General features: G+C 74.7%; 15 protein-coding genes. 2 read left to right on the forward strand and 13 right to left on the reverse strand.

Annotation, left to right across the window (positions count from 1 at the left end; genetic code table 11):
* Nucleotides 1-27 precede the first annotated feature (27 nt).
* The 6 genes from IF01_RS0129440 to IF01_RS0129465 all read right to left on the reverse strand — a co-directional run bounded on the left by IF01_RS0129440 (nt 28) and on the right by IF01_RS0129465 (nt 7,079).
* Complete coding sequence (locus IF01_RS0129440) at nt 28-1,794, reverse strand: solute symporter family protein (RefSeq protein WP_051756466.1); 1,767 nt, start codon at nt 1,792-1,794, stop codon at nt 28-30.
* A complete protein-coding gene (locus IF01_RS42455; protein WP_051742876.1) occupies nt 1,791-2,156 on the reverse strand; it encodes a DUF485 domain-containing protein in 366 nt (121 codons plus the stop codon). The genes IF01_RS0129440 and IF01_RS42455 overlap by 4 nt, the downstream gene beginning before the upstream one ends.
* A 246-nt stretch (nt 2,157-2,402) precedes the next feature.
* Nucleotides 2,403-3,137: a response regulator transcription factor gene (locus IF01_RS0129450; RefSeq protein WP_030396617.1), complete on the reverse strand. Its 735-nt coding sequence runs from the start codon at nt 3,135-3,137 to the stop codon at nt 2,403-2,405.
* Nucleotides 3,134-4,300: a sensor histidine kinase gene (locus IF01_RS0129455; protein ID WP_030396618.1), complete on the reverse strand. Its 1,167-nt coding sequence runs from the start codon at nt 4,298-4,300 to the stop codon at nt 3,134-3,136. Before IF01_RS0129455 ends, IF01_RS0129450 begins: the two co-directional genes overlap by 4 nt.
* Nucleotides 4,301-4,330: 30 nt before the next feature.
* A complete protein-coding gene (locus IF01_RS0129460) occupies nt 4,331-4,816 on the reverse strand; it encodes a hypothetical protein (RefSeq protein ID WP_051742860.1) in 486 nt (161 codons plus the stop codon).
* Between the two features lie 151 nt (nt 4,817-4,967).
* On the reverse strand, nt 4,968-7,079 hold the full coding sequence (locus IF01_RS0129465; protein ID WP_030396620.1) for a DNA gyrase/topoisomerase IV subunit B: 2,112 nt from the start codon (nt 7,077-7,079) through the stop codon (nt 4,968-4,970).
* Between the two features lie 549 nt (nt 7,080-7,628).
* Here IF01_RS0129465 and IF01_RS0129470 point away from each other — a divergent pair.
* Complete coding sequence (locus tag IF01_RS0129470) at nt 7,629-7,859, forward strand: DUF7455 domain-containing protein (RefSeq protein WP_030396621.1); 231 nt, start codon at nt 7,629-7,631, stop codon at nt 7,857-7,859.
* Nucleotides 7,860-8,076: 217 nt separating this feature from the next.
* On the opposite strand, the gene IF01_RS0129475 is transcribed toward IF01_RS0129470, so the two are convergent.
* The 7 genes from IF01_RS0129475 to IF01_RS0129505 all read right to left on the reverse strand — a co-directional run bounded on the left by IF01_RS0129475 (nt 8,077) and on the right by IF01_RS0129505 (nt 18,479).
* On the reverse strand, nt 8,077-8,913 hold the full coding sequence (locus IF01_RS0129475; protein ID WP_030396622.1) for a S1 family peptidase: 837 nt from the start codon (nt 8,911-8,913) through the stop codon (nt 8,077-8,079).
* Between the two features lie 317 nt (nt 8,914-9,230).
* Complete coding sequence (locus tag IF01_RS0129480) at nt 9,231-10,883, reverse strand: RNA polymerase sigma factor (RefSeq protein ID WP_078880414.1); 1,653 nt, start codon at nt 10,881-10,883, stop codon at nt 9,231-9,233.
* A 655-nt stretch (nt 10,884-11,538) separates the two neighbouring features.
* The gene (locus tag IF01_RS0129485) at nt 11,539-12,471 is read right to left on the reverse strand and encodes a FadR/GntR family transcriptional regulator (protein WP_078880415.1); all 933 of its coding nucleotides are present in this window, start codon (nt 12,469-12,471) and stop codon (nt 11,539-11,541) included.
* A 109-nt stretch (nt 12,472-12,580) separates the two neighbouring features.
* Entirely contained in the window at nt 12,581-13,504 is a 924-nt protein-coding gene (locus IF01_RS42460) for a hypothetical protein (RefSeq protein WP_157855380.1), read from the reverse strand.
* A gap of 3 nt (nt 13,505-13,507) precedes the next feature.
* A complete protein-coding gene (locus IF01_RS44400; RefSeq protein WP_167349779.1) occupies nt 13,508-15,100 on the reverse strand; it encodes a DUF8746 domain-containing protein in 1,593 nt (530 codons plus the stop codon).
* 303 nt (nt 15,101-15,403) lie between these two features.
* Entirely contained in the window at nt 15,404-16,162 is a 759-nt protein-coding gene (locus IF01_RS0129500) for an NUDIX hydrolase (protein ID WP_030396627.1), read from the reverse strand.
* A gap of 184 nt (nt 16,163-16,346) precedes the next feature.
* Complete coding sequence (locus IF01_RS0129505; protein WP_078880432.1) at nt 16,347-18,479, reverse strand: glycogen debranching N-terminal domain-containing protein; 2,133 nt, start codon at nt 18,477-18,479, stop codon at nt 16,347-16,349.
* A gap of 672 nt (nt 18,480-19,151) precedes the next feature.
* Between IF01_RS0129505 and IF01_RS0129510 the strand changes: the two genes are divergently transcribed.
* Complete coding sequence (locus tag IF01_RS0129510) at nt 19,152-20,468, forward strand: alpha/beta fold hydrolase (RefSeq protein ID WP_030396629.1); 1,317 nt, start codon at nt 19,152-19,154, stop codon at nt 20,466-20,468.
* Nucleotides 20,469-20,564 lie beyond the last annotated feature (96 nt).

Genomic DNA, 20,564 nt, shown 5'->3' on the forward strand with positions numbered 1-20,564 from the left:
CGGCCGGGCCACGGCCGGGCATCGCCGTCAGGCGGCCCCGGCCCCGGTCAGGGAGCGGACCTCCAGCTCGGCGTACCGGTCCGGATCGGCCGGCTCGGGCGAGGTGAGGGTGCCGATCCACCCGGCCAGGAAGCCCAGCGGGATGGAGACGAGGCCCGGGTTCTCCAGCGGGAACCAGTGGAAGTCCACGCCGGGGAAGAGCGCCACCTTGGTACCGGACACGACCGGCGAGAAGGCCACCAGCACCACCGCCGGAATCAGCCCGCCGTACACCGACCAGACCGCGCCGCGCGGCGTGAACCGCCGCCAGAACAGGCTGTAGAGCAGCACCGGCAGGTTGGCGGAGGCGGCCACGGCGAAGGCCAGGCCGACCAGGAAGGCGACGTTCAGCTGCTGCGCGAAGAGGCTCAGCACGATCGCCACCGCGCCGATCCCGACCGCCGCGATCCGGGCGACCAGCACCTCCTGGCGCTCGGTGGTCACCGGCGCCCCGTCCTCGGTCCGCTCCGCCGTCGTCGTTCCGGTCGCCGCGTCCGCACCGCCGCGCGCCCGCCGGGAGGCCGGCACGAGCGCCCGCCGGCCGCGCGAGCCCCGCACCCCGCGGCCGCCGCGGGTGCGACGGGGACGCCCCCGCCAGGCGCCCGCCCAGATGTCGTGGGCGAAGGCCGCCGAGGAGGCCAGGGTGAGCCCGGCGACCACGGCGAGGATGGTGGCGAAGGCGATGGCCGAGATCACCGCGAACAGCACCACCCCGCCGGTGGAGCCGTTGCCGCCGCCGAGCACCAGCGCGAGCAGCGGGACGGCGGTGTTGCCCGCCGCGTTGGCGTGCCGGACCTCCGCCGAGCCGACCAGCGCGGTGGCGCCGAGGCCCAGCGCGATGGCCATCAGGTAGAAGCCGCCGACCAGACCGATCGCCCACATCGTCGAGCGCCGGGCGGCCCGGGCGGTGGGCACGGTGTAGAAGCGGGACAGGATGTGCGGCAGACCCGCGGTGCCGAGCACCAGGGCGAGGCCGAGGCTGAAGAAGTCCAGTCGGCTGGTGAAGCTCTTGCCGTACTTCAGCCCGGGCTCCAGGTAGCGCTGGCCGGCGCCGCTGTGCTGGGCCGCCTGCCGCATCAGCTCGGCGACGTCGCCGTGGAAGCGCACCAGCAGCAGCACCGTCAGCAGCACCGAGCCGGCGACCAGCAGGAACGCCTTGACGATCTGGATCCAGGTGGTGGCCCGCATCCCGCCGACCGTGACATAGACGATCATCAGACCGCCCACCGCCACGATGGTCCAGGTCCTGGCCTCGGCGCTGTTGGTGCCGAGCAGCAGGGCGACCAGGCTGCCCGCGCCGACCATCTGGGCGACCAGGTAGAACAGCGTGACCACGACGCTGGCGCCGCCGGCCGCGGCCCGGACCTTGCGCCGGCGCAGCCGCAGCGCCAGCACATCGGCCAGGGTGTACCGGCCGGCGTTCCTGACCAGCTCGGCGACCAGCATCAGGACCACCAGCCAGGCCACCAGGAAGCCGATGCTGTAGAGCACGCCGTCGTACCCGAACAGCGCGATCAGCCCGGCGACGCCGAGGAAGGAGGCGGCGGAGAGGTAGTCGCCGGAGAGCGCGAAGCCGTTCTGCAGCGGCGTGAAGTCGCGGCCGCCGGCGTAGAAGTCGTCGGCGCCGCCGCCTCGGCGGCGGCCGGCCCAGAAGGTGATCCCGAGGGTGACCAGGACGATGACGGCGAACAGCACCACGGCCAGGTCGTGGTGGTCGCCGGCGGGGGCCACGGGGGGCGGGGTGGCGGTCCTCATCGCAACTGGTCCTGGGTGTCCCAGCGCAGCGACAGGGCGGCCCGGTCGCGCTGGGTGCGGGCGTTGCGGGCGTAGAGCCAGGTCAGCAGGAAGGTCGTGGCGAACTGCAGCAGGCCGAGCAGCCAGGCCACGTTGACCGGGCCAGCGACCGGGGTGCGCATCAGCCCGGGGGCGGCGGCCTGGGCGGCCACGTACAGCAGGTACCAGGCGAGGAACACACCGCTGACCGGGAAGACGAAGGAGCGGTAGCTGTGGCGGATCCGCTGGAAGGCCAGGCTGTTCTGGACGGAGCGGTAGACCTCGGTGCTGGCGTCGTCCGAGGGTCCGCCCTCGGCATCGGCCCCGGCCGACGGTGCGGACACCGCCGGGGCCGTGGGGGCCGTCGGGGCCGGCACCGGTGGTGATCCGGGTGGCGATGCCGGTGCCGAGGCCCACCAGTCCAGTTGTCCGCCCGGCTCTGGACTTCTCGTCTGCGGTTGTGGCACGGCTGCTCCTGGACCGGGGGGTTGTGACCCGAACCATCATGGGGGCGCCCCAACTCCCCAAACTCCCAACGCAGATACGTTCACTCGATGAGGTGATCGATGATCCGACAGACGCTCATCCGACTACTGCGGCGACCCGGTGATTCCGTGTCGGAAGGCGTACGCGACCGCTTGCGCCCGGTCCCGCACGCCGGTCTTGGCGAAGAGGTTGTTGATGTGGGTCTTCACGGTCGCCGGACTCACGTACAGCCGGCGGGCGATCTCGGTGTTGGAGAGGCCCTCCGCGATCAGCCCCAGCACCTCCGCCTCCCGCGCGGTCAGCCCGTCCGGCGGCACCGCGACCGGGCCCGCGGCCGGCTCCCCGGACGGCACCGGGCCGGCCGCCCCGGTCACTCCTGCCGTCCCCGCCGTCCCCGCCGCCGCCTCGCCCGACAGTCGCTCCAGCAGCCGCAGTTGCACCTGCGGCGAGAGCCCGGCCGCCCCCGAGCGGACGTCCGCGATCGCCCGGGCGATCTCCTCGCCGCCCGCGTCCTTGGTCAGATACCCCCGCGCCCCGGCCCGCAGCGCCGGGAACAGCGACTCGTCGTCGGCATAGGTGGTGAGCACCACGACCTCGGTGCCCGGGTACCCGGCCCGGATCCGCCGGGTCGCCTCGACGCCGTCGCAGCGCGGCATCCGCAGGTCCATCAGCACCACGTCCGGACGGTGCCGCGCGACCAGCGCGACCGCCTCCTCGCCGTCCGCCGCCGCACCGACCACCTCGATCCCCGGCAGCAGCCCGAGCAGCATCACGATGCCCTCGCGGACCACCGTCTGGTCGTCCGCGACCAGCACCCTGGTCACCGCCGGCCCCGTCATGCCGGCACTCGCAGCAGCACGCGCCATCCTCCCTCGTGCGGGCCCGCCAGCAGGCTGCCGCCGAGCAGTTCGGCGCGTTCGCGCATCCCCAGCAGACCGTACCCGCCACCGCTCGCCGCCAGCCCGCCGGGCGCTCCCGCGCCGCCCGCGGCCTCGTCCCGCACCTCCAGCTCCACCTCCTCGGGCAGATAGCGCAGCTCCACCGCGCAGCGCGCGCCGGGGGCGTGTTTGCGCACATTGGTCAGTGCCTCCTGCGCCGTGCGCCGGACCGCGAGCCCCACCTCGGCGGCCAGTGGACGCGGCATCCCGGCCACCCGGAACTCCGCCCGCTCCCGCCCGGTCAGCTCCACCAGGTAGTCGCCGACCGGGGTGAACTCGCCGCGCAGCGCCGAGAGCGCCTGCCGGGTCTCGGCCAGCCCGTCCTGCGCCATCCGCCGGGCGGCCACCACCCGCTCCCGGACCTGCTCCCGGTCGGTGCCGGCGTCCAGCATCAGCCGGGCCGCCTCCAGGTGCACCAGCTGGGCGGAGAGGCTGTGCGCGAGCACGTCGTGGATCTCCCGGGCGATCCTGGCCCGTTCGGCGAGCGCCGCGCTCTCCGCCTCGGCGGCCCGCGCGGCCCGCTCCTGGACGAGCAGCCGCCGCGCCGTCCCGCGCGCCTCGACGTCCAGCCGCAGCAGGTAGCCGAGCAGCAGCAGTCCGCCGCAGGTGGCCACGATGCTCAGGGTGCCGGCCCAGCTGACCGCCGCGTACGAGCCGAGCGAGGCCCCGGCGGTGACGAGGGCCGGCCCGGGCGGCAGCCGGATCAGCGCGGTCACCGCCAGCCCGTACCAGAGCACGTCGGCGAGCAGGTAGGCGTGCCCCGCGTTGGCCAGCCAGGCGGTCGCGGACAGTCCGGCCGCCAGCGCGTACGCCGGCACCGGGCGCTGCTTCCGGCAGGCGTGCAGGAAGCCGACGACCAGCACGACCGCCGCGACCAGCCCGGCGGCCTCGGCCACCACCGCCCAGCCGGAGTACCGGCCGTCGGAGAAGGTCCCCCAGCAGACCGTGGTCAGCAGGGCGAGCCGGCCGAGCCCGGCGAGGATCCGCCGGGGGCGGCTGTCGGCGTCGCGCTCCAGCCCCTCGCGGGACGGCCAGCGGGTCCAGAACCGGTCGACCTCGACCAAGGGAGGGCCTCCTCGTACGCACAGCGGTGGTCAGGACATCAGGGTGACCCGCCCGGGGGTCACGAGGGCCCGCGCCCTCCAGTGCACCACGAGCGAGCGGACCAGCAGCAGCACCGCCAGGCTCAGCAGCAGCGCGCTGCTCGACTGCCGCAGGTGCAGCGCCGCCCCGAGCCCGAACAGGCCGACCCTGATCGCGACCATCCCGCCCCAGGCGGCCAGCGTGGCCCGGGTGCCCTGGGACCAGAGCGCCCCGTCCGCCTCCCGCCACAGCCGGACGGTCCAGCCCCACACCGAGCCGGCCGCGAGCACCGCCACCACCCCGCAGCCGAGCAGGACGACCGACCAGGCGGTGTGCCCCCGGTCGACCAGCTGCGGATCCCTCAGCGCGACGGCGGCGAGGACCAGCGGCAGCACCCAGAACCGGCGGTCGGTGTCCAGGCGCCGGGGGCTCATCTGCCGCCGGAGCACGAGCACCATCACCACGACCACGAGGGCGGCGTCGACCAGGGTGGACATCGGGGTTCTCCGTCCGGGAGGGCTCTGTCTGACCTCTCCGACGCTACGGATCCGCCGCCCGCGGCTGATCGGCGCCGGGGTGGACGGCGGGTGGAACAGACGCGAAGGGGCCCTCCACCCACGGGTGGAGGGCCCCTTCCGGCGGGGTCGCTCAGGCGTCGATGCGCGAACGGTCCAGGGTGGCCGCCGAGTCCACGATGAACTCCTTGCGCGGCGCCACGTCGTTGCCCATCAGCAGGTCGAAGACCTTCTCGGCCTGGTCCAGGTCGCCCAGGTTGATCCGGCGCAGCGTGCGGTGGCGCGGGTCCATGGTGGTCTCGGCCAGCTGGTCGGCGTCCATCTCGCCGAGGCCCTTGTACCGCTGGACCGGGTCCTTCCAGCGCAGGTTCTTGCGCTGGAACTCCAGCAGGGTGGAGCGCAGCTCGGCGTCGGAGTAGGTGTAGTGGTACTTCTCCTGGCCGCGCTTGGGGTTGGTGAGCTCGATCCGGTGCAGCGGCGGCACGGCCGCGAAGACCCGGCCCTGCTCGACCATCGGCCGCATGTACCGCTGGAACAGGGTCAGCAGCAGGCAGCGGATGTGCGAGCCGTCGACATCGGCGTCGGCCATGAAGATGACCCGGCCGTAGCGGGCCTGGTCGATGTCGAAGGTGCGGCCCGAACCGGCCCCTATCACCTGGATGATCGCCGCGCACTCGGTGTTCTTGAGCATGTCGCTCACGGACGCCTTCTGCACGTTGAGGATCTTGCCGCGGATCGGCAGCAGGGCCTGGAACTCGGAGTTGCGGGCCAGCTTGGCGGTGCCGAGCGCGGAGTCGCCCTCGACGATGAAGAGTTCGCTGCGGTCGACGTCGTCGCTGCGGCAGTCGGCCAGCTTCGCCGGCAGCGAGCTGGTCTCCAGCGCGGTCTTCCGGCGCTGGGCCTCCTTGTGCTGGCGGGCGGCGACCCGGGTGCGGGCGGCGGCCACGACCTTCTCCAGCACCGCCCGGGCCTGGACCTTCTCGTCCCGCTTGCCGGAGGTGAGGAAGGCCTTGAGCTCCTTGGCGACGACGGCCGCGACGATCCGGTTGGCCGCCGAGGTGCCGAGCACCTCCTTGGTCTGGCCCTCGAACTGCGGCTCGGCCAGCCGGACGGTGACCACGGCGGTGAGGCCCTCGGTGGCGTCGTCCTTGGTGACGTCGTCCTCGGCGACCCGCAGCAGCTTGGTGGCCCGCAGCACCTCGTTGACGGTCTTGGCCAGCGAACGCTCGAAGCCGGTGACGTGGGTACCGCCCTTGGGGGTGGCGATGATGTTGACGAAGGAGCGCAGCGTGGTGTCGTAACCGGTGCCCCAGCGCAGCGCGATGTCCACCCCGAGCTGCCGGGTGACCTCGGTCGGCGTCATGTGTCCGAGCTCGTCCAGGACGGGCACGGTCTCCTTGAAGGTGCCCTCGCCGTGCAGCCGCAGCACGTCGCTGATCGGCTTGTCCGGCGCCAGGAACTCGCAGAACTCGGCGATGCCGCCGTCGAAGTGGAAGGTGCTCTCGTCGACCTGCTCGCTCTCGGTGAGCCGCTCGTCACGCACCAGGATGGTCAGGCCGGGGACGAGGAAGGCGGTCTGCCGGGCCCGGTTGTGCAGGTGCTCCAGCGAGAGCTTGGCGTCCTTGAGGAAGATCTGCCGGTCCGCCCAGTAGCGGATACGGGTCCCGGTGCGGGTCTTGGGCACCTTGCGGGCGCGGCTGAGGCCGTTGGCCGCCTCGAACGGGGCGTCCGGGCCGGCCTCGGTGAAGATGCCGGGGGTGCCGCGCCGGAAGCTGATCGCGTGGGTGTGGCCGCTGCGGTCGACCTCGACGTCCAGTCGGGCCGAGAGCGCGTTGACCACCGAGGCGCCGACGCCGTGCAGACCGCCGGAGGCCGCGTAGGAGCCGCCGCCGAACTTGCCGCCGGCGTGCAGCTTGGTCATCACGACCTCGACGCCGGACAACCCGGTCTTGGGCTCGACGTCCACCGGGATACCGCGTCCGTTGTCACGGACCTCGACCGAGGAGTCCTCGTGCAGGACGACCTCGATCCGGTCGCAGTAGCCGCCCAGCGCCTCGTCCACCGAGTTGTCGATGATCTCCCAGAGGCAGTGCATCAGGCCGCGGCTGTCGGTCGAGCCGATGTACATGCCGGGACGCTTGCGGACCGCCTCCAGGCCCTCCAGGACGAGCAGGTGCCGAGCGGTGTAGTTGGAACCGTCGTCGCCGGCCAGCAGAGCGGACGGCACGGTCGTTTCGGCACTCACGCGGCACTCTCCTCGGTGAAGTTCTGTCTCATCGGTCACATCGGGGCACATCCGGACAGGTCCGGAGCGTCCGCCAGTGCAGCACACCGCACCGACAGCCGTTCCCCTCCGTGTGCGCACCCCTCCGCTGGGTGCACAGCACGGCAGGCCGGTCCCGCGCAGCTTGTACGCGCTCCGCGAACAAGAGCCGTGCCGGATTCGGGACGCCGGGGCGCCATCTCCTCCCGGTACCACTGCTCCTGGCGGACCGTGGGACCGGGCACAGGCTCCGGAACTGCCGTTATGCAGGCTACCGGGGCCCGGGACGGGGCTTATGCTCCAACCCAGCAGAGGATTATGCTACGCGGACTCCCGCACCCGGTTCCGATCGGGCGTTCGAGCCGCGGGCGGATCCTGGGATCCGGTACGCATGAACCACCGGCCCCCGGGGCACGTCCTCATCAACGACAGCAGAATCCTCAGAGAAGAAAAGCCACGAGCGGGAACGTTTTCGGCCTGGTTGGATGTTGACCCTGGTACGACAGCTCGTCGAGCTAGAGAAGAGGCGACGTGACTACTGTTCTGACCCCTGCGAGCCCGCTCACCGCGGCTGACCGCTGCGACCGCTGCGGCGCCCAGGCCTACCTGCGCGTCGTACTCGCCAGCGGTGGAGAGCTGCTCTTCTGCGCCCACCACGGCCGGAAGTTCGAGCCGGAGCTCAAGAAGATCGCCGTGGAGATACAGGACGAGAGCAACCGCCTCGGCACCACCGCCGCCACGGCCAACGACGACGAGCGCTGATCCCGAGCGCCTCCAGCAGCAGACCGACGTCGAGCTGTGTCCGGCCGCACACCGCGTGTGACCGGTTGAGCCGGGCGACCGCCCTTCCAAGGGTCGGCCGCCCGGCTTCGTCGTTCCCGGACCTCTTGTTTCCGGACCGCCGGCTCGCGAACCGCCGGTCACCGGACCACCGGGCCCCGGAAGCGGCCCGATCGGGCGGCGGCCCGTGCCCGTTCGGCTACAGCAGGGAGCGGACCGCGTCGGAGACCGAGCCGATCCTGGTGTAGACGCCCGGGTGCGCGGCCTCGGCGCAGCCCGTCCCCCAGGACACCAGCCCCGCGAGCCGGCCCGCGACCACCAGCGGCCCGCCACTGTCGCCCTGGCAGGCGTCCTTCCCGCCCCGCTGCTCGCCCGCGCACACCATGCCCCGGGCGTCGAAACGCCCGTCCTGGCCGCCCGGGTAGGCCTGGGCGCAGGTCTGGTCCGCGATGATCGGCACATCCACGCCGCGCAACTGGGGCGAGTAGTCGCCGTGGCCGGTGGTGTCCCCCCAGCCGTAGACCCGGGCCGGGGTCCCCGCGCGGTACGGCTCGGTCTCGCCCTGGCCGACCAGGTCGATCACCGGCCGGCTCCCCTGCGACTCGGCGAGTGTGACCACCGCCACATCGTTCATATTGGTGGTGAAGGAGTAGTCGGGGTGGATCCGGACCTCCCGCACCTCCACCTCCCGGCCGACCGTGCCGCGCAGGTCGTCCCGGCCGACCACGACCCGCAGCCCGGGCCGGTCCACCTGGTGCCCGCCGGACTCGTCGTAGAAGCAGTGCGCCGCCGTCACCACCTTGGTGGGGGTGACCAGTGCTCCCCCGCAGAACTGGCCCGAGCGGCCGGAGCCGAACTGCTGCCGACTGGCCAGGGCCACCACCCACGGGTGGTCGCCCGTGCTCTCGGTCGTTCCGCCGACGATCCTCCCCTGCGGCCGGGCCTGCGCGGCGGCGGTGGCCGGGTCCAGGGCCAGCAGCGGCGCGGGCAGCGCGGCCAGCAGCGTCAGCACGGCGGCCCGGCGCCGACGGGGCAGCCGGGCGCGAGCGGGCCCGGCGGCGGCCCCGGCCGCGCGCGCGGCGGGGCGTGCGGCGCGGGGCGCGTCGGTCGGCGGGTCGGCGCGGTCCGGACGGTCCGGGGTGGGCGGCACCGTGTCTCCAGGTGGCTCGGCAGCAGGCAACCGGCACAGCGTAGGTGACCGACCACGGTCCGCGACCGCTCTGTGCCGCACCGCCACCCGGACGAGCGACAAGGGCCACCCGGACGGTGACGTCCACCCCTCCCGAACAGCCGGAAGGCCCGGAGCGCGAAGCTCCGGGCCTTCCGGTCGGACCGTCGGTGCCGAACCGTCGATCAGTCCAGGTAGTCGCGCAGCACCTGGGAACGCGACGGGTGACGCAGCTTGGACATGGTCTTCGACTCGATCTGGCGGATGCGCTCACGGGTGACCCCGTACACCTTGCCGATCTCGTCGAGCGTCTTCGGCTGACCGTCCGTCAGGCCGAAGCGCATCGAGACCACGCCCGCCTCGCGCTCGGACAGGGTGTCCAGGACCGAGTGCAGCTGCTCCTGGAGCAGGGTGAAGGAGACCGCGTCGGCCGGGACGACCGCCTCGGAGTCCTCGATGAGGTCACCGAACTCGCTGTCGCCGTCCTCGCCGAGCGGGGTGTGCAGCGAAATGGGCTCGCGACCGTACTTCTGGACCTCGATGACCTTCTCGGGGGTCATGTCGAGTTCCTTGGCCAGCTCCTCCGGGGTGGGCTCGCGGCCCAGGTCCTGGAGCATCTGGCGCTGGACGCGGGCCAGCTTGTTGATGACCTCGACCATGTGCACCGGGATACGGATGGTGCGGGCCTGGTCGGCCATCGCTCGGGTGATCGCCTGGCGGATCCACCAGGTCGCGTAGGTGGAGAACTTGTAGCCCTTGGTGTAGTCGAACTTCTCGACCGCACGGATCAGACCGAGGTTGCCTTCCTGGATGAGGTCCAGGAAGAGCATGCCGCGACCGGTGTAGCGCTTGGCCAGCGAGACCACCAGGCGGAGGTTGGCCTCCAGCAGGTGGTTCTTGGCCCGGCGGCCGTCCTCGGCGATGATCTCCAGCTCGCGCTTGAGCTTGGGGGCGAGCTTGTCGGCGGCCGAGAGCTTGTCCTCGGCGAACAGGCCGGCCTCGATCCGCTTGGCGAGCTCGACCTCCTGCTCGGCGTTGAGCAGCGGGACCTTGCCGATCTGCTTCAGGTAGTCCTTGACCGGGTCGGCGGTGGCACCGGCGACGGCGACCTGCTGGGCCGGGGCGTCGTCCTCGTCGTCGTCGGAGAGGACGAAGCCCTCCGACTCCTCCTCCGGGGCGTCGCCCTCGGCGGCGGGCTTGTCGCCGGGCAGGGCCACGTCCTCGAGGATCTCCTCCTCGCCGAGGACCTCCTCCTCGCCGCCCTTGCCCGCGGCCTTGGCGGTGGTGGTCTTCTTGGCGGCGGCCTTCTTGGCCGGCGCGGCGGTCTTCTTGGCGACGGCCTTCTTGGCCACGGCCTTCTTGGCGACGGCCGCCTTCACCTCGGTGCCGACGGTCGCCCCCTCGACGGTGATCTCGGCGGAGACGGTGCTGACCGGCGCGGCGGCGGCCGCGACAGTGGGCGTGGAGACGGGCGCGCCGGGCGCGATGCGCACGGGCGGCTTGGTCGGGGCCGACGGAGCGGCCGGGTTCCGGGTGGTGACCGCCTTGGTCGCGGTGCGCTTGGCGGGGCTCTTGGCAGCAACGCTCTTGCGCTTGGCGCCGGCCGGTTCGGCCGCGCTGACCATGAGGTCCACCCCCTCCTCAATCAGAACCTGGTTGAGGCTGCGCATGACGTTCTTCCACTTGGTGACCGGGATCTGGTCCGCCTCGAACGCCTGGCGTACGTCGTCACCGGCGATCTGCCCCTGGGCCTTGCCCCGCTCGATGAGCGCCAGCAGAGCCGCGGACTCGGCGATCTCGGGGGGAAGCGAACGGGATGTGCTGGCCGACACGAACAACCTCTCGGACGATGAGTGGACTCGAACCCGTACCGGCCGCCCGAGCGGGCGGGGAAGGAGATCGCGCGTCGGGCACGCGGTGTCGATTCCGACCGACTCGGGTTTGAGGTCTGGGTTTGCAGGACGGCAGCAGCGCCGCGGACCAACACAGCATTCTGACACGTTGGGTTATTCCGGAGCTGCTCCCGCTCAGGAGACATCGCTGCTGCTCGTCAAGTGTTACGCATGGCCTTCGTGTCGCGGGTCACACCGGTGGGCGGCCGCGGCCCGGGGCCGACCTCCATCATCCCCCACCCGCGACCGAACCATTCACCATGGACACGCCATTCCACTGTCCGGCGGGTGCGGGCCTGCTCCGAATCGCCGTCGAACCCGCCGTCGAACAACCGTCGAACCACCGCCGGGGTGCCGCTTCCGCCCCCTCCGTCCCCACGTTCGCCCTCGGCTTCCGCCGCCCCCTCCGCCCCTCCGTTCCCGCGCGGCCCCGGATGTACGGAGACCCCCCGGCCGCACCGTGGCGGCAGCCGGGGGGCCGGGGGTCGCGAGGGGGACTTCGGGAGGCCGCGGAGGAATCGCGGATGTCGGACCACGACGGGGCGGGTCGGGGAGCAGGTCGCGGGGCGGGGCGGCGGTGTCGGGTCGCCGAACGGTCCGCTCAGTGCTCCCGGGGCGCCGGGACGGACGGCTCGATCTCGGGGTGGACGGTGAGCAGCGCCCGCATGGTGTTCTCGGCGGCACTGCCGTCGCCGGAGCCGAGCGCCTCCACCAGCCGGGCGTGCATCCCGACCGAGGCCTCCGAGGGCCGCTCGCAGGCGGTGGCCGGCCCGCCGGACACCTGGAGCGCGCAGGCGACGATCCCGGAGAGGTGCTCCAGCATCCGGTTCCCGGCCAGCTGCAGGATGAGCACGTGCAGCTCGGCGTCGGCCCGGGCGTAGGTGGCGAGGTCCGCCTGGGCGCAGGCGTGGCCCAGGATCTCGATCAGCTCGGCCAGCCGCTGCTGGACGTCCTCCCGGCCGTGGCCGGAGGCCAGCCGGGAGGCCAGCGGCTCGATCGCCCAGCGCAGCTCGAACAGCTCCCGGCGCTGCTCGTCGCGCTGCGGGCCGAAGGCGCGCCACTCGATGATGTCCGGGTCCAGGAGGTTCCAGTCGCTGACCGGGCGGACCCGGGTGCCGACGTTGGGGCGGGCGCTGACCAGGCCCTTGGCCTCCAGCACGCGCAGCGACTCGCGGACGACGGTGCGGGAGACCTCGAACCGCTGGCCGATCTCCTCCGGGACGAGCGGCCGGTCGGCGCCGAGGTCGCCGGAGACGATCATCTGGCCCAGCTGCTGGACGAGCTGGCCGTGCAGGCCTCGGCCCCGGCTGCTGGTGGTCTTGCGGCCGACCCGGGCGAGGTCCGACTCGGCGCCCTCCCAGCGGGGCGCCGGCGGGATGGGCCGGTCGGCGTAGGAGTAGCGGTCCAGGTCGGCCGAACCGGGGATGGCCCCATCGGCGGAACGGGCGGAGGTCATGGTGGGGTGCGCAAGGGTACTCACAGCTCCTTTGTCGGCGATCGGCGGGCACAGCTTGAGAATTCTCGTGAAAAGCACACGAAAGGGTGATCGCCCGTGACTGGATAATTGACTTCTTATCAGGGTGAACCACTCATTACGGTCACCCTTGGTCGATCTTGGCGAACCGCCCCGGCGTGCCGCGGACTCAGAGCGCCCGGCGCCGGGCCTGCACCACCAGGGTGACCAGCAGCAACACCAGCACCGGCGCCACCGCGGCGGCCAGCAGCGCCGGATCGGTCAGGGCCGGAGCCGCCGACAGAACTCCGCCGCCCGCAACCCGGCCGTCCCCGCCGTACACCCATCCGTACGCCCACTCGATCCCCGACGGGAACGGCAGCAGTTCCGCCGCCCGGGCCGGCCAGGGCGTCCCGCTCTGCCGGAGCACCAGCGCCACCGCGGACTCCAGCAGCGGCGGCAGCGCGCAGAGCAGCAGCACTCCGGCGGTGGCGCTCCGGGTCAGCGCGGCGGTCAGCACCCCGGTCCAGCCCGCCACGACCACCAGCAGTACGAAGGCCAGCAGCGCCGCCGGCGCCCCCTGGCCGGCCACCAGGGCCAGCGGCGCCGCCACCGGCGGCAGCACGTCGACGAGCCCGCCGGGACCCGACTGGGCCAGCGCCTCCGCGACCCGGGCGGACAGCGCGGCCGGGTCGGACCAGGCCGCCACCGTCACCCCGGCGGGCAGGGCGAAGTGCACGGTCACCGCGTCGATCAGCAGCGTGACCAGGGCGAGCAGCGCCGCGAGGGCGCCGGTCACCGCCAGTTTGGCCGTCAGCAGCCGGACCCGGCGCGGGTAGGACACCTGCGAGGCCGCCAGCCCCCGGTGCCGCACCTCGTGGCCGTACGCCAGCGCGCCCAGGACTCCGGCACCCAGCGCCGCGAACGGCAGCGGCACCAGCGGCACCGCCGCCGTCAGCAGCCGCACCGCGGCCGCGCCGCCGAGGGTCCGGTCCCCCACCTGGCCCGCCAGCACACCGGCGACCACCGCGTCGCAGACCACCACGAGCCCGAGCAGCAGCCAGGTCGATCGCAGGCCGCGCACCCGGCGCAGCTCATAAGCCAGAACTCGCACGGTTCACTCGCTCCGAAGGTCAGAGGTGACGGGGACGACGGGCCCGGCCGGGGCCGCGCCCGGTGAGGCCGACCGATGGGGCACGGGCCGGTCGGGCGCGGGCCGGTCGGCCCGGTCGGGCTGCGGGCGGGTGACGCGGCCCAGGCGGACGGTGTCGTCGCCCAGCAGTCCGTCGGCCGCCTCCCCCGGGCGCTCGTGGGCCTCGGCCTTCGACGCGGCCGCCGGGGCCTGTGCCGAGCGCGCCAGGCCGGTCAGTCCGTCCCGGAAGAGCCGGTCCACCGCGACGACCGGGGAGGTCTCGTCCTCCCGCCGCCCGCCGCCGCGGCGCCCGGGCCACGCGGTACCGGCGGCTTCGCCCGGTCCCCCGACCGCCTCGACCGCCTCGGCCGCTTCGACCGCGCGCCGGGTGACGGCCCGGGCGCCGCGGCGGGGCCCCGGCGCGGCGGACGCGACCGGCGCGGTCAAGGCCGACGAGCCGCCGGCCGGGGGCGGCGCGACCGGCAGGGCGAGGGTGGGTGCGGGCTCCGCGTCCCGGGCTGCGGCGGCCAGCGCCCGGGGCCGCGCCACCGGCATCGCCACCGTCCGGTCGTGCTGTCCGACCTGTCCGGCCCGTTCCGCCCGTTCCGCCCGTTCGGCCCGTTCGGCCTGTTCGGCCTGTTCGGTCGTCGCCGCCCTGGCGTCCTCCGGCACCGGCGCGGCTGCGGCTTCCGGCGTCCGGGGGCGGCCCGGACCGCTCGCGACCACCCGCAGGTCCGCCCGGGGAGCCGGCCGCTCGACCACCCGGTCGGCGAGTTCGTGCAACAGGATGCCGTGGCGGTAGGCGAGTTCGCCGATCTCGGTCCGGCCGACGCCGGACACCGCGAGTTCGGTCCCGCCGTCCCGCCGGACCTGCGCGCCCTGACCGGCCAGCAGATCGGCGAGCCGGGCCATCTGGGGCCCCCGCACCGCGACCTCCGGGCTGAGCCGGGTGCGCCGGAACTCCGTCACCGACTCGTCCGCCGCCATCCGTCCCCGGTCCAGGGTCACCACCCGGTCGGCGAGCTGCGAGGCCTCCTGCGGGGTGCGGGTGGTGACCAGGACCGTCCCCCCGTCCGCGGCGAAGGACCGCAGGAAGGCGTGGAACCACTCCACGTTGCGCGGCGAGAGGCCTTCGGTGGGCGCGTCCAGGAGAAGCGTGCCGGGCTCTCCGAGCAGGGCGGCCGCCAGGGCGAGCCGCCGGTGCATGCCCGGCGAGTAGGCGCGCAGGCGCTGCTCGGCGACGGCCGCGAGCCTGGTCCGCTCCAGGAGTTCGTCCGCCCGCCGGGCGGGCACGCCGACCGCGGCGGCCAGCATCCTGAGGTGCCCCCGGGCCTTCCGGCCGGGGTGCCCGGCGAGGTCGGCCGCCCCGGGGGCGTCGACCGGTCCGGACAGGAGCACACCGACCTCGCGCTCCGGCCGACGCAGCCGCCGGTAGGTGCGGCCGGCGAAGAGGGTGACGCCCCGGCCCCGTTCGAGTTCCAGCATCAGCCGCAGCGCGGTCGACTTGCCCGCTCCCTCGGGTCCCAGCAGGGCCGTCACCGCGCCCGGGCGGGCCTCGAAGGTCAGATCCAGCAGCACCGGGGGGCCTCCCCCTCGGTGAACCTTGGTCAGTCCGGTGATCTGGATCATCGCTGGCTGCTCCCATGCCCTCGGCCGACCTGGTCCGCGGCGCGCCGGGTCGCACCCGCACGGTTCCGCGCCAGCACATTAGGGGCCCGCGGTGGAGATTCCGGGCATTACGGGAGCGCCACGGGCCGACCGCCCGCACACCTCACCCGATCAGGGGAAAATCCGATCCTGCGACCGAGACGCGCGGTCCGGCGCCGGGGCCGGGTACGGCCCCGGCGGGGAGCCCGGCCGGACCGGTGACGACCGGGCGGCTCAGGACTCCGGGCGCAGCATCGGCGGGTTGAGCACATTGGCCCCGCCGGAGGTGAACAGCTGGGCCGGGCGCCCGCCCTGACGGGTCGTCGTGCCACCGGAGGGCAGCAGGAAGCCGGGGGTGCCGGTGACCTTGCGGTGGAAGTTCCGCGGGTCGAGCACCACGCCCCACACCGCCTCGTAGACGCGGCGCAGCTCGCCGACGGTGAACTCGGTCGCGCAGAACGCCGTGGCCAGCGAGGAGTACTCGATCTTGGAGCGGGCGCGCTCCACGCCGTCCGCCAGGATCAGCCCGTGGTCGAAGGCGAGCGGGACACCGTCGGCCCGGTCCGGGCCGAGGAGTTCGGTGACCGGGGCCCACCGGGCGCCGCTCGCGTCGCCGCCCGCGCGCGGGGTCGGCAGGTCGGGCGCGAGCACCAGGTAGGCGACGCTGACCACCCGCATCCGAGGGTCGCGCTGGGGGTGGCCGTAGGTGGCGAGCTGTTCCAGGTGGGCACCGGCGGCACCGGGCCCGGCCGCGTCGTGCCCGGGGGCGGAGGGGGCCCGCAGGCCGGTCTCCTCGGCCAGCTCCCGCGAGGCCGCCTCGGCGAGGCCCTCGTCGGGGCGGACGAAGCCGCCCGGGAGCGCCCAGTAGCCCTGGTAGGGCGGCTCGCCCCGGCGGACCAGCAGGGCACAGAGCGCGTGCTCGCGCACCGTCAGCACGACCAGGTCGACCGTGACTGCGAACGGGGGGAAGGCCGACGGGTCATAACGCGACATGGCGACGATCATAGTCGTCTCTCTGACGATAAGCACAGGCCCGCGTACGGACCGTGCTGCGACCCACCTACCGACCGTCGCGGACGCCCCCGACCGACCGCCGCGCCCGGTCCGGCGCGGTGCGGTGCGCTCCGGGCCGCGGGCGGGCGGCGGCGGTGACCGTGATGGTGACGGTGGGGTGCCGTCAGCGGGCCACCAGCTGGAGCTCCGCGGACGCCTCCTCGACCATCGCGACGCCGATCCGGCTGACCCGCACCGAGAAGGGCTCGCCGGCGACCCGCAGCCCGGTCAGCTCCAGCTCCCCGAGCGGCGCGGTACTGGCCGGGCGGACCAGCACCCGCCCGCCGGGGACGTCCGGCCGGACGCCGGCGAGAGCGAACACCGCGTGCGCGGCCCCGGCGGACGAGACCGCGGCCGGCCGGCAGGCCCCCGGGTGCGGGACCGGCGGGGAGCCGGGCGTCCACTGCTCCCCCGCGTACATCTCGGGCAGCCGCCCGTCGAAGTGGGCCGCCGCCGCGAGCAGCCCCTCCAGCAGGGCCCCCGCCTCGTTCTCGTGGCCGGCCTCGGCGAGGCCCGCGACCGCGAGCGCGGTCTCGTGGACGCGCACCGCCCCGCTGCGGTGGCCGAGCGGGTTGAACCGGGGGGACTTGGCGCTGAGCGTGCGCAGCCCCCAGCCGCTGTCCAGCTCCGGCGCCGCCAGCCGCTGGGCGAGCAGCCTGGTCTGCTCACGGTCCAGCAGGGTCTCGTGGCGGCCGCCGTCGACGGCGAGGCCGGGGTCGAGCAGGTGGACCAGGGAAGCGGCCACGGCGGGCAGCGGCTGCCCGCCCGGGGCGAGCCCGGCGGCCGGGCGCCCGCCGGACAGGTCGTCCACCCAGAACCGCTCGCGGAACCGACCGCGCAGGGCGGCCGCCCAGCCCCGCCACTCCTCGGCGCCGGGCCGGCCGAAGGCCGCCAGCAGCTCGGCACCGTGCAGGGCCGCCCGGTGCGCCTGGGCCTGGACCTCGGCCCTGGCCGGCACCGGGTGGGCGGCGCGCTCCTCGACCGGGCGGCTCAGGTCGGTGACGAAACCGTCCACCAGGCCCTCGCGCAGCGCGCCGAGCGCGCGCTCGGCGGCCGGGAGGAGTTCGAGGACCTCCGCCCGGGGCAGGCCCCACCGCCAGGCCTCGGCCAGCACGGTGACGAACAGCAGGGTGGCCTCGGTGGCGGTGCAGGTCGGCGGCAGCTCGGGGCCGCCGTGCCGCAGCGCGCCGGGCAGCAGCCCCTCCGGGCGGCGGCCGCCCTGGCCGGGCCCGCCCGACCCGGCGGCGGACTGCTGCTGACGACGGGCCAGCGCGCGCAGGGTGCCGGCGGCCAGCCGGGTGCCGAGCGGCAGGGTCAGCCGGGCCGCCCAGAGCGCGTCGGCCGGGGCCAGGCCGAACCGCCAGGGCGCGCCGGACGCCAGGTACAGGTCGGTCGGCCGGTCCGGGTCGGCGAACAGCAGACCGCCCAGGGAGTCCAGGGAGCGCGACACCACCAGGGCCACCCGCGGGTCGTCGCAGCGCACCTCGGGCTCGGCCCAGGGCAGCGGGACGCCGGGGCCCCGGCCGCCGGGCGGGCGCGGGGCGGGCACCGTGCTCTCCAGCTCGGCCCGGAGCTCGACCGACCAGCGCGCGCCCGGCTGGACGTCGAGGTCCCAGCGCAGCACACCGGCACCGGCCAGCACGGCGTGCGGCGAGGGCTGGGCGCTGACCGTGGCGCTGTGCGTGGGCCCCGCCCAGCGCAGCCCCGCGGACTGGACCTGGCCGGGCAGGTCCGGGGAGCGGTGGCCGGCCGCGATCTCGGCGACCGGGCCGAGATCGGTGGAGAGCGCGATCTCCAGCGGCAGCCGGGCCGGGCGGCCGCCGGCGTTGCGCACCGTGACGGTCTCCACGCCGTCGGCGTGCCGCAGCCGCTCGACGGTGAGCGCCGGGTCCGGATCGAGGTCGCCGGGGAGGCGGACGGCGCCCAGGAAACGGGCCTGGGCCGCCGTGGTCAGGGTGCCCTGGAGCGGGAGCGGTTCGATCCCGCCGAGCCGCAGCTCCATCCGGGCCACCACCCGGACGCCGGAGCGGTAGAACCCGTGCAGGCCGTGCCCGCGCAACTGGCCGTCGGGGTCCGAGGCGGCCATCGCCGGCGCCTTCACGCACAGCACCGCGTGGTGGACCGCGGCCGGCTGCGGGCGTGGCGGCGCGGACCTGGCCGGACCACCGGTGCCGGCCGGGTGGGCCTGGTCCGGCCGGCCCGCCGGTCTCGGCGCGCCGACCACACTCTCGGCCGGTGCGGCCTGTGGCGGCCTCATCGCGGTCACCGGACTCTCCTCCCCTCGGCGGTCCGGTGGCCGGTCAGGCCGATGGGCCGCGAGCATGCTCGATCGCGTGCTGGTTCCGAACCGGCGGAATCCCCCGCCGGTCTGTGCCGTGTCTGGCCGTACCCGATGCCGGGCCGTGCCATGCGGTGCCGAGTACCCGGTCGGTACCCGCCCCGCGCCGTTGGTCCCCGGGCGTTGTCGCGCCCGGAGGCCCCTCCCCGTTGCCCGGTCGGGCCCTACGGTCCGACCGGCACCCCGCCGCCGGCCCCGGAGCCGATGTCCGGCCCCACCCTGCGGCCCGTTCCGCGCCCCGTCCGACGGCGCCGTCACCGGTGCCGGGTCGGGTCCCGGTCCGCCCCGCCCGGGGCGGTGGCGCCCGGGCGCAGGGCCCCCGGGGTCAACGCCGGAGACCGGCCACAGGTCACGCCCGCCGGGCGTCCGGGGCCCGCCCGGTGCACCGCGACCGCCTGCTGCCCGCCGGGGCTGCCGATCCGTGGTCCCGGCCCGGCCGCACGGTCCGCCGGGTGGGCGGTCGCGGGCGGCTGCCGCCGGAGGCGGCCCCGGGCCGCGGCCAGGATACGGTGCGGGGGTCGCGGGCCCGCCACCGGCAACCCCGGGCGGAGCCGACGCGACCGCTGTGACCAGCAGAGACCGAGGAGTTGTATGTCGACCGCCAGCCGGCTGCCCGGGATTGCCTTCACCGAGCACGTCTTCCAGGTGCCGCTCGACCACGCCGCCCCGCAGGGCGAGCAGATCGAGGTGTACGCCCGTGAGGTGGTGGCCTCGGGCCGGACCGGGGACACCGACCTGCCCTGGCTGCTGTTCCTCCAGGGCGGACCGGGGGGCAAGGCCGGCCGGCCGCTCGGCCGGGACGGCTGGCTGGAGCGCGCGCTCGACGACCACCGGGTGCTCCTGCTCGACCAGCGCGGCACCGGGCGGTCCACACCCGCCACCCGGCAGACGCTGGCCCGCCGGGGCGGGGCCAAGGAGCAGGCGGAGTACCTGGCGCACTTCCGGGCCGACTCGATCGTGCGGGACGCCGAACTGATCCGCCACCGGCTGCTCGGCGGGGACCGCCGCTGGAGCGTGCTCGGTCAGAGCTTCGGCGGCTTCTGCACCCTCACCTACCTCTCGATCGCTCCCGAGGGACTGGACCGGGCCTTCGTCACCGGCGGCCTGGCCGGTCTGCGCAGCTCCGCCGCCGACGTCTACCGGGCCGCGTACCCGCGGGTCGTCGGCAAGAACGAGGGCCACTACGCGAGGTTCCCGCAGGACGTCGACGCGGTGCGGCGGATCGCCGGGCACCTCGCCGCGACCCCGGCCACCCTGCCCGACGGCGGGCTGCTCACCGTCGAGGCGTTCCAGGCCCTCGGGATGCTGCTCGGCACCGGGAGCGGCTCCGGGACCCTCCACTACCTGCTGGAGGAGGCCTGGGTGGAGGGCGTCGAGGGCCCCGAACTCTCCGACACCTTCCTCGCCGGCGCCCAGGCGCAGCTCTCCTTCGCCCAGGGCCCGCTCTACGCCGTCCTGCACGAGTCGATCTACGGCCAGCACTCGGTGGACCCGGCCGGGACCGCCTGGGCGGCCGAGCGGGTGCGCGCGGAGTTCCCGGAGTTCGACGCCCGCGCCGCGCTGGAGTCGGGCGCGCCGGTGCTGTTCACCGGGGAGATGATCTACCCCTGGGTGTTCGACACCGACCCGGCGCTGCGCCCGCTGAAGGAGACCGCGGAACTGCTCGCCGCCCGCACCGACTGGCCGGACCTGTACGACCCGGCCGCACTCGCCGCCAACGAGGTGCCGGTGTTCGCGGCGGTCTACCACGACGACATGTACGTCGACACCGCCGACTCGCTGGAGACCGCGCGGGCCGTGCGGGGGGTGCGGACCTGGATCACCAACGAGTGGGAGCACGACGGCCTCCGGGTCAGCGGCGGCAAGGTACTGGACCGGCTGATCGCGATGGCGCGCGGCGAGGTGTAGCGCGCCCGCGCCCCGGGCCGCCCGGCGGCTCCCCGGCCGACCGTCGGGACGGCGGTCGAGGCGGCCGGCCGGACGACCGGGGCGCCGGCCCGGCGG

The organism is Kitasatospora purpeofusca (assembly GCF_000718025.1).
Lineage (GTDB): Bacteria > Actinomycetota > Actinomycetes > Streptomycetales > Streptomycetaceae > Kitasatospora > Kitasatospora purpeofusca.

Bases quoted from the DNA above. Each gene is read 5' to 3' on its own strand.
- IF01_RS0129450 (WP_030396617.1), bottom strand. From the start codon at position 3,137: ATGACGGGGCCGGCGGTGACCAGGGTGCTGGTCGCGGACGACCAGACG.
- IF01_RS0129510 (WP_030396629.1), top strand. From the start codon at position 19,152: ATGTCGACCGCCAGCCGGCTGCCCGGGATTGCCTTCACCGAGCACGTC.
- IF01_RS0129505 (WP_078880432.1), bottom strand. From the start codon at position 18,479: ATGAGGCCGCCACAGGCCGCACCGGCCGAGAGTGTGGTCGGCGCGCCG.
- IF01_RS0129500 (WP_030396627.1), bottom strand. From the start codon at position 16,162: ATGTCGCGTTATGACCCGTCGGCCTTCCCCCCGTTCGCAGTCACGGTC.
- IF01_RS0129440 (WP_051756466.1), bottom strand. From the start codon at position 1,794: ATGAGGACCGCCACCCCGCCCCCCGTGGCCCCCGCCGGCGACCACCAC.
- IF01_RS0129460 (WP_051742860.1), bottom strand. From the start codon at position 4,816: ATGTCCACCCTGGTCGACGCCGCCCTCGTGGTCGTGGTGATGGTGCTC.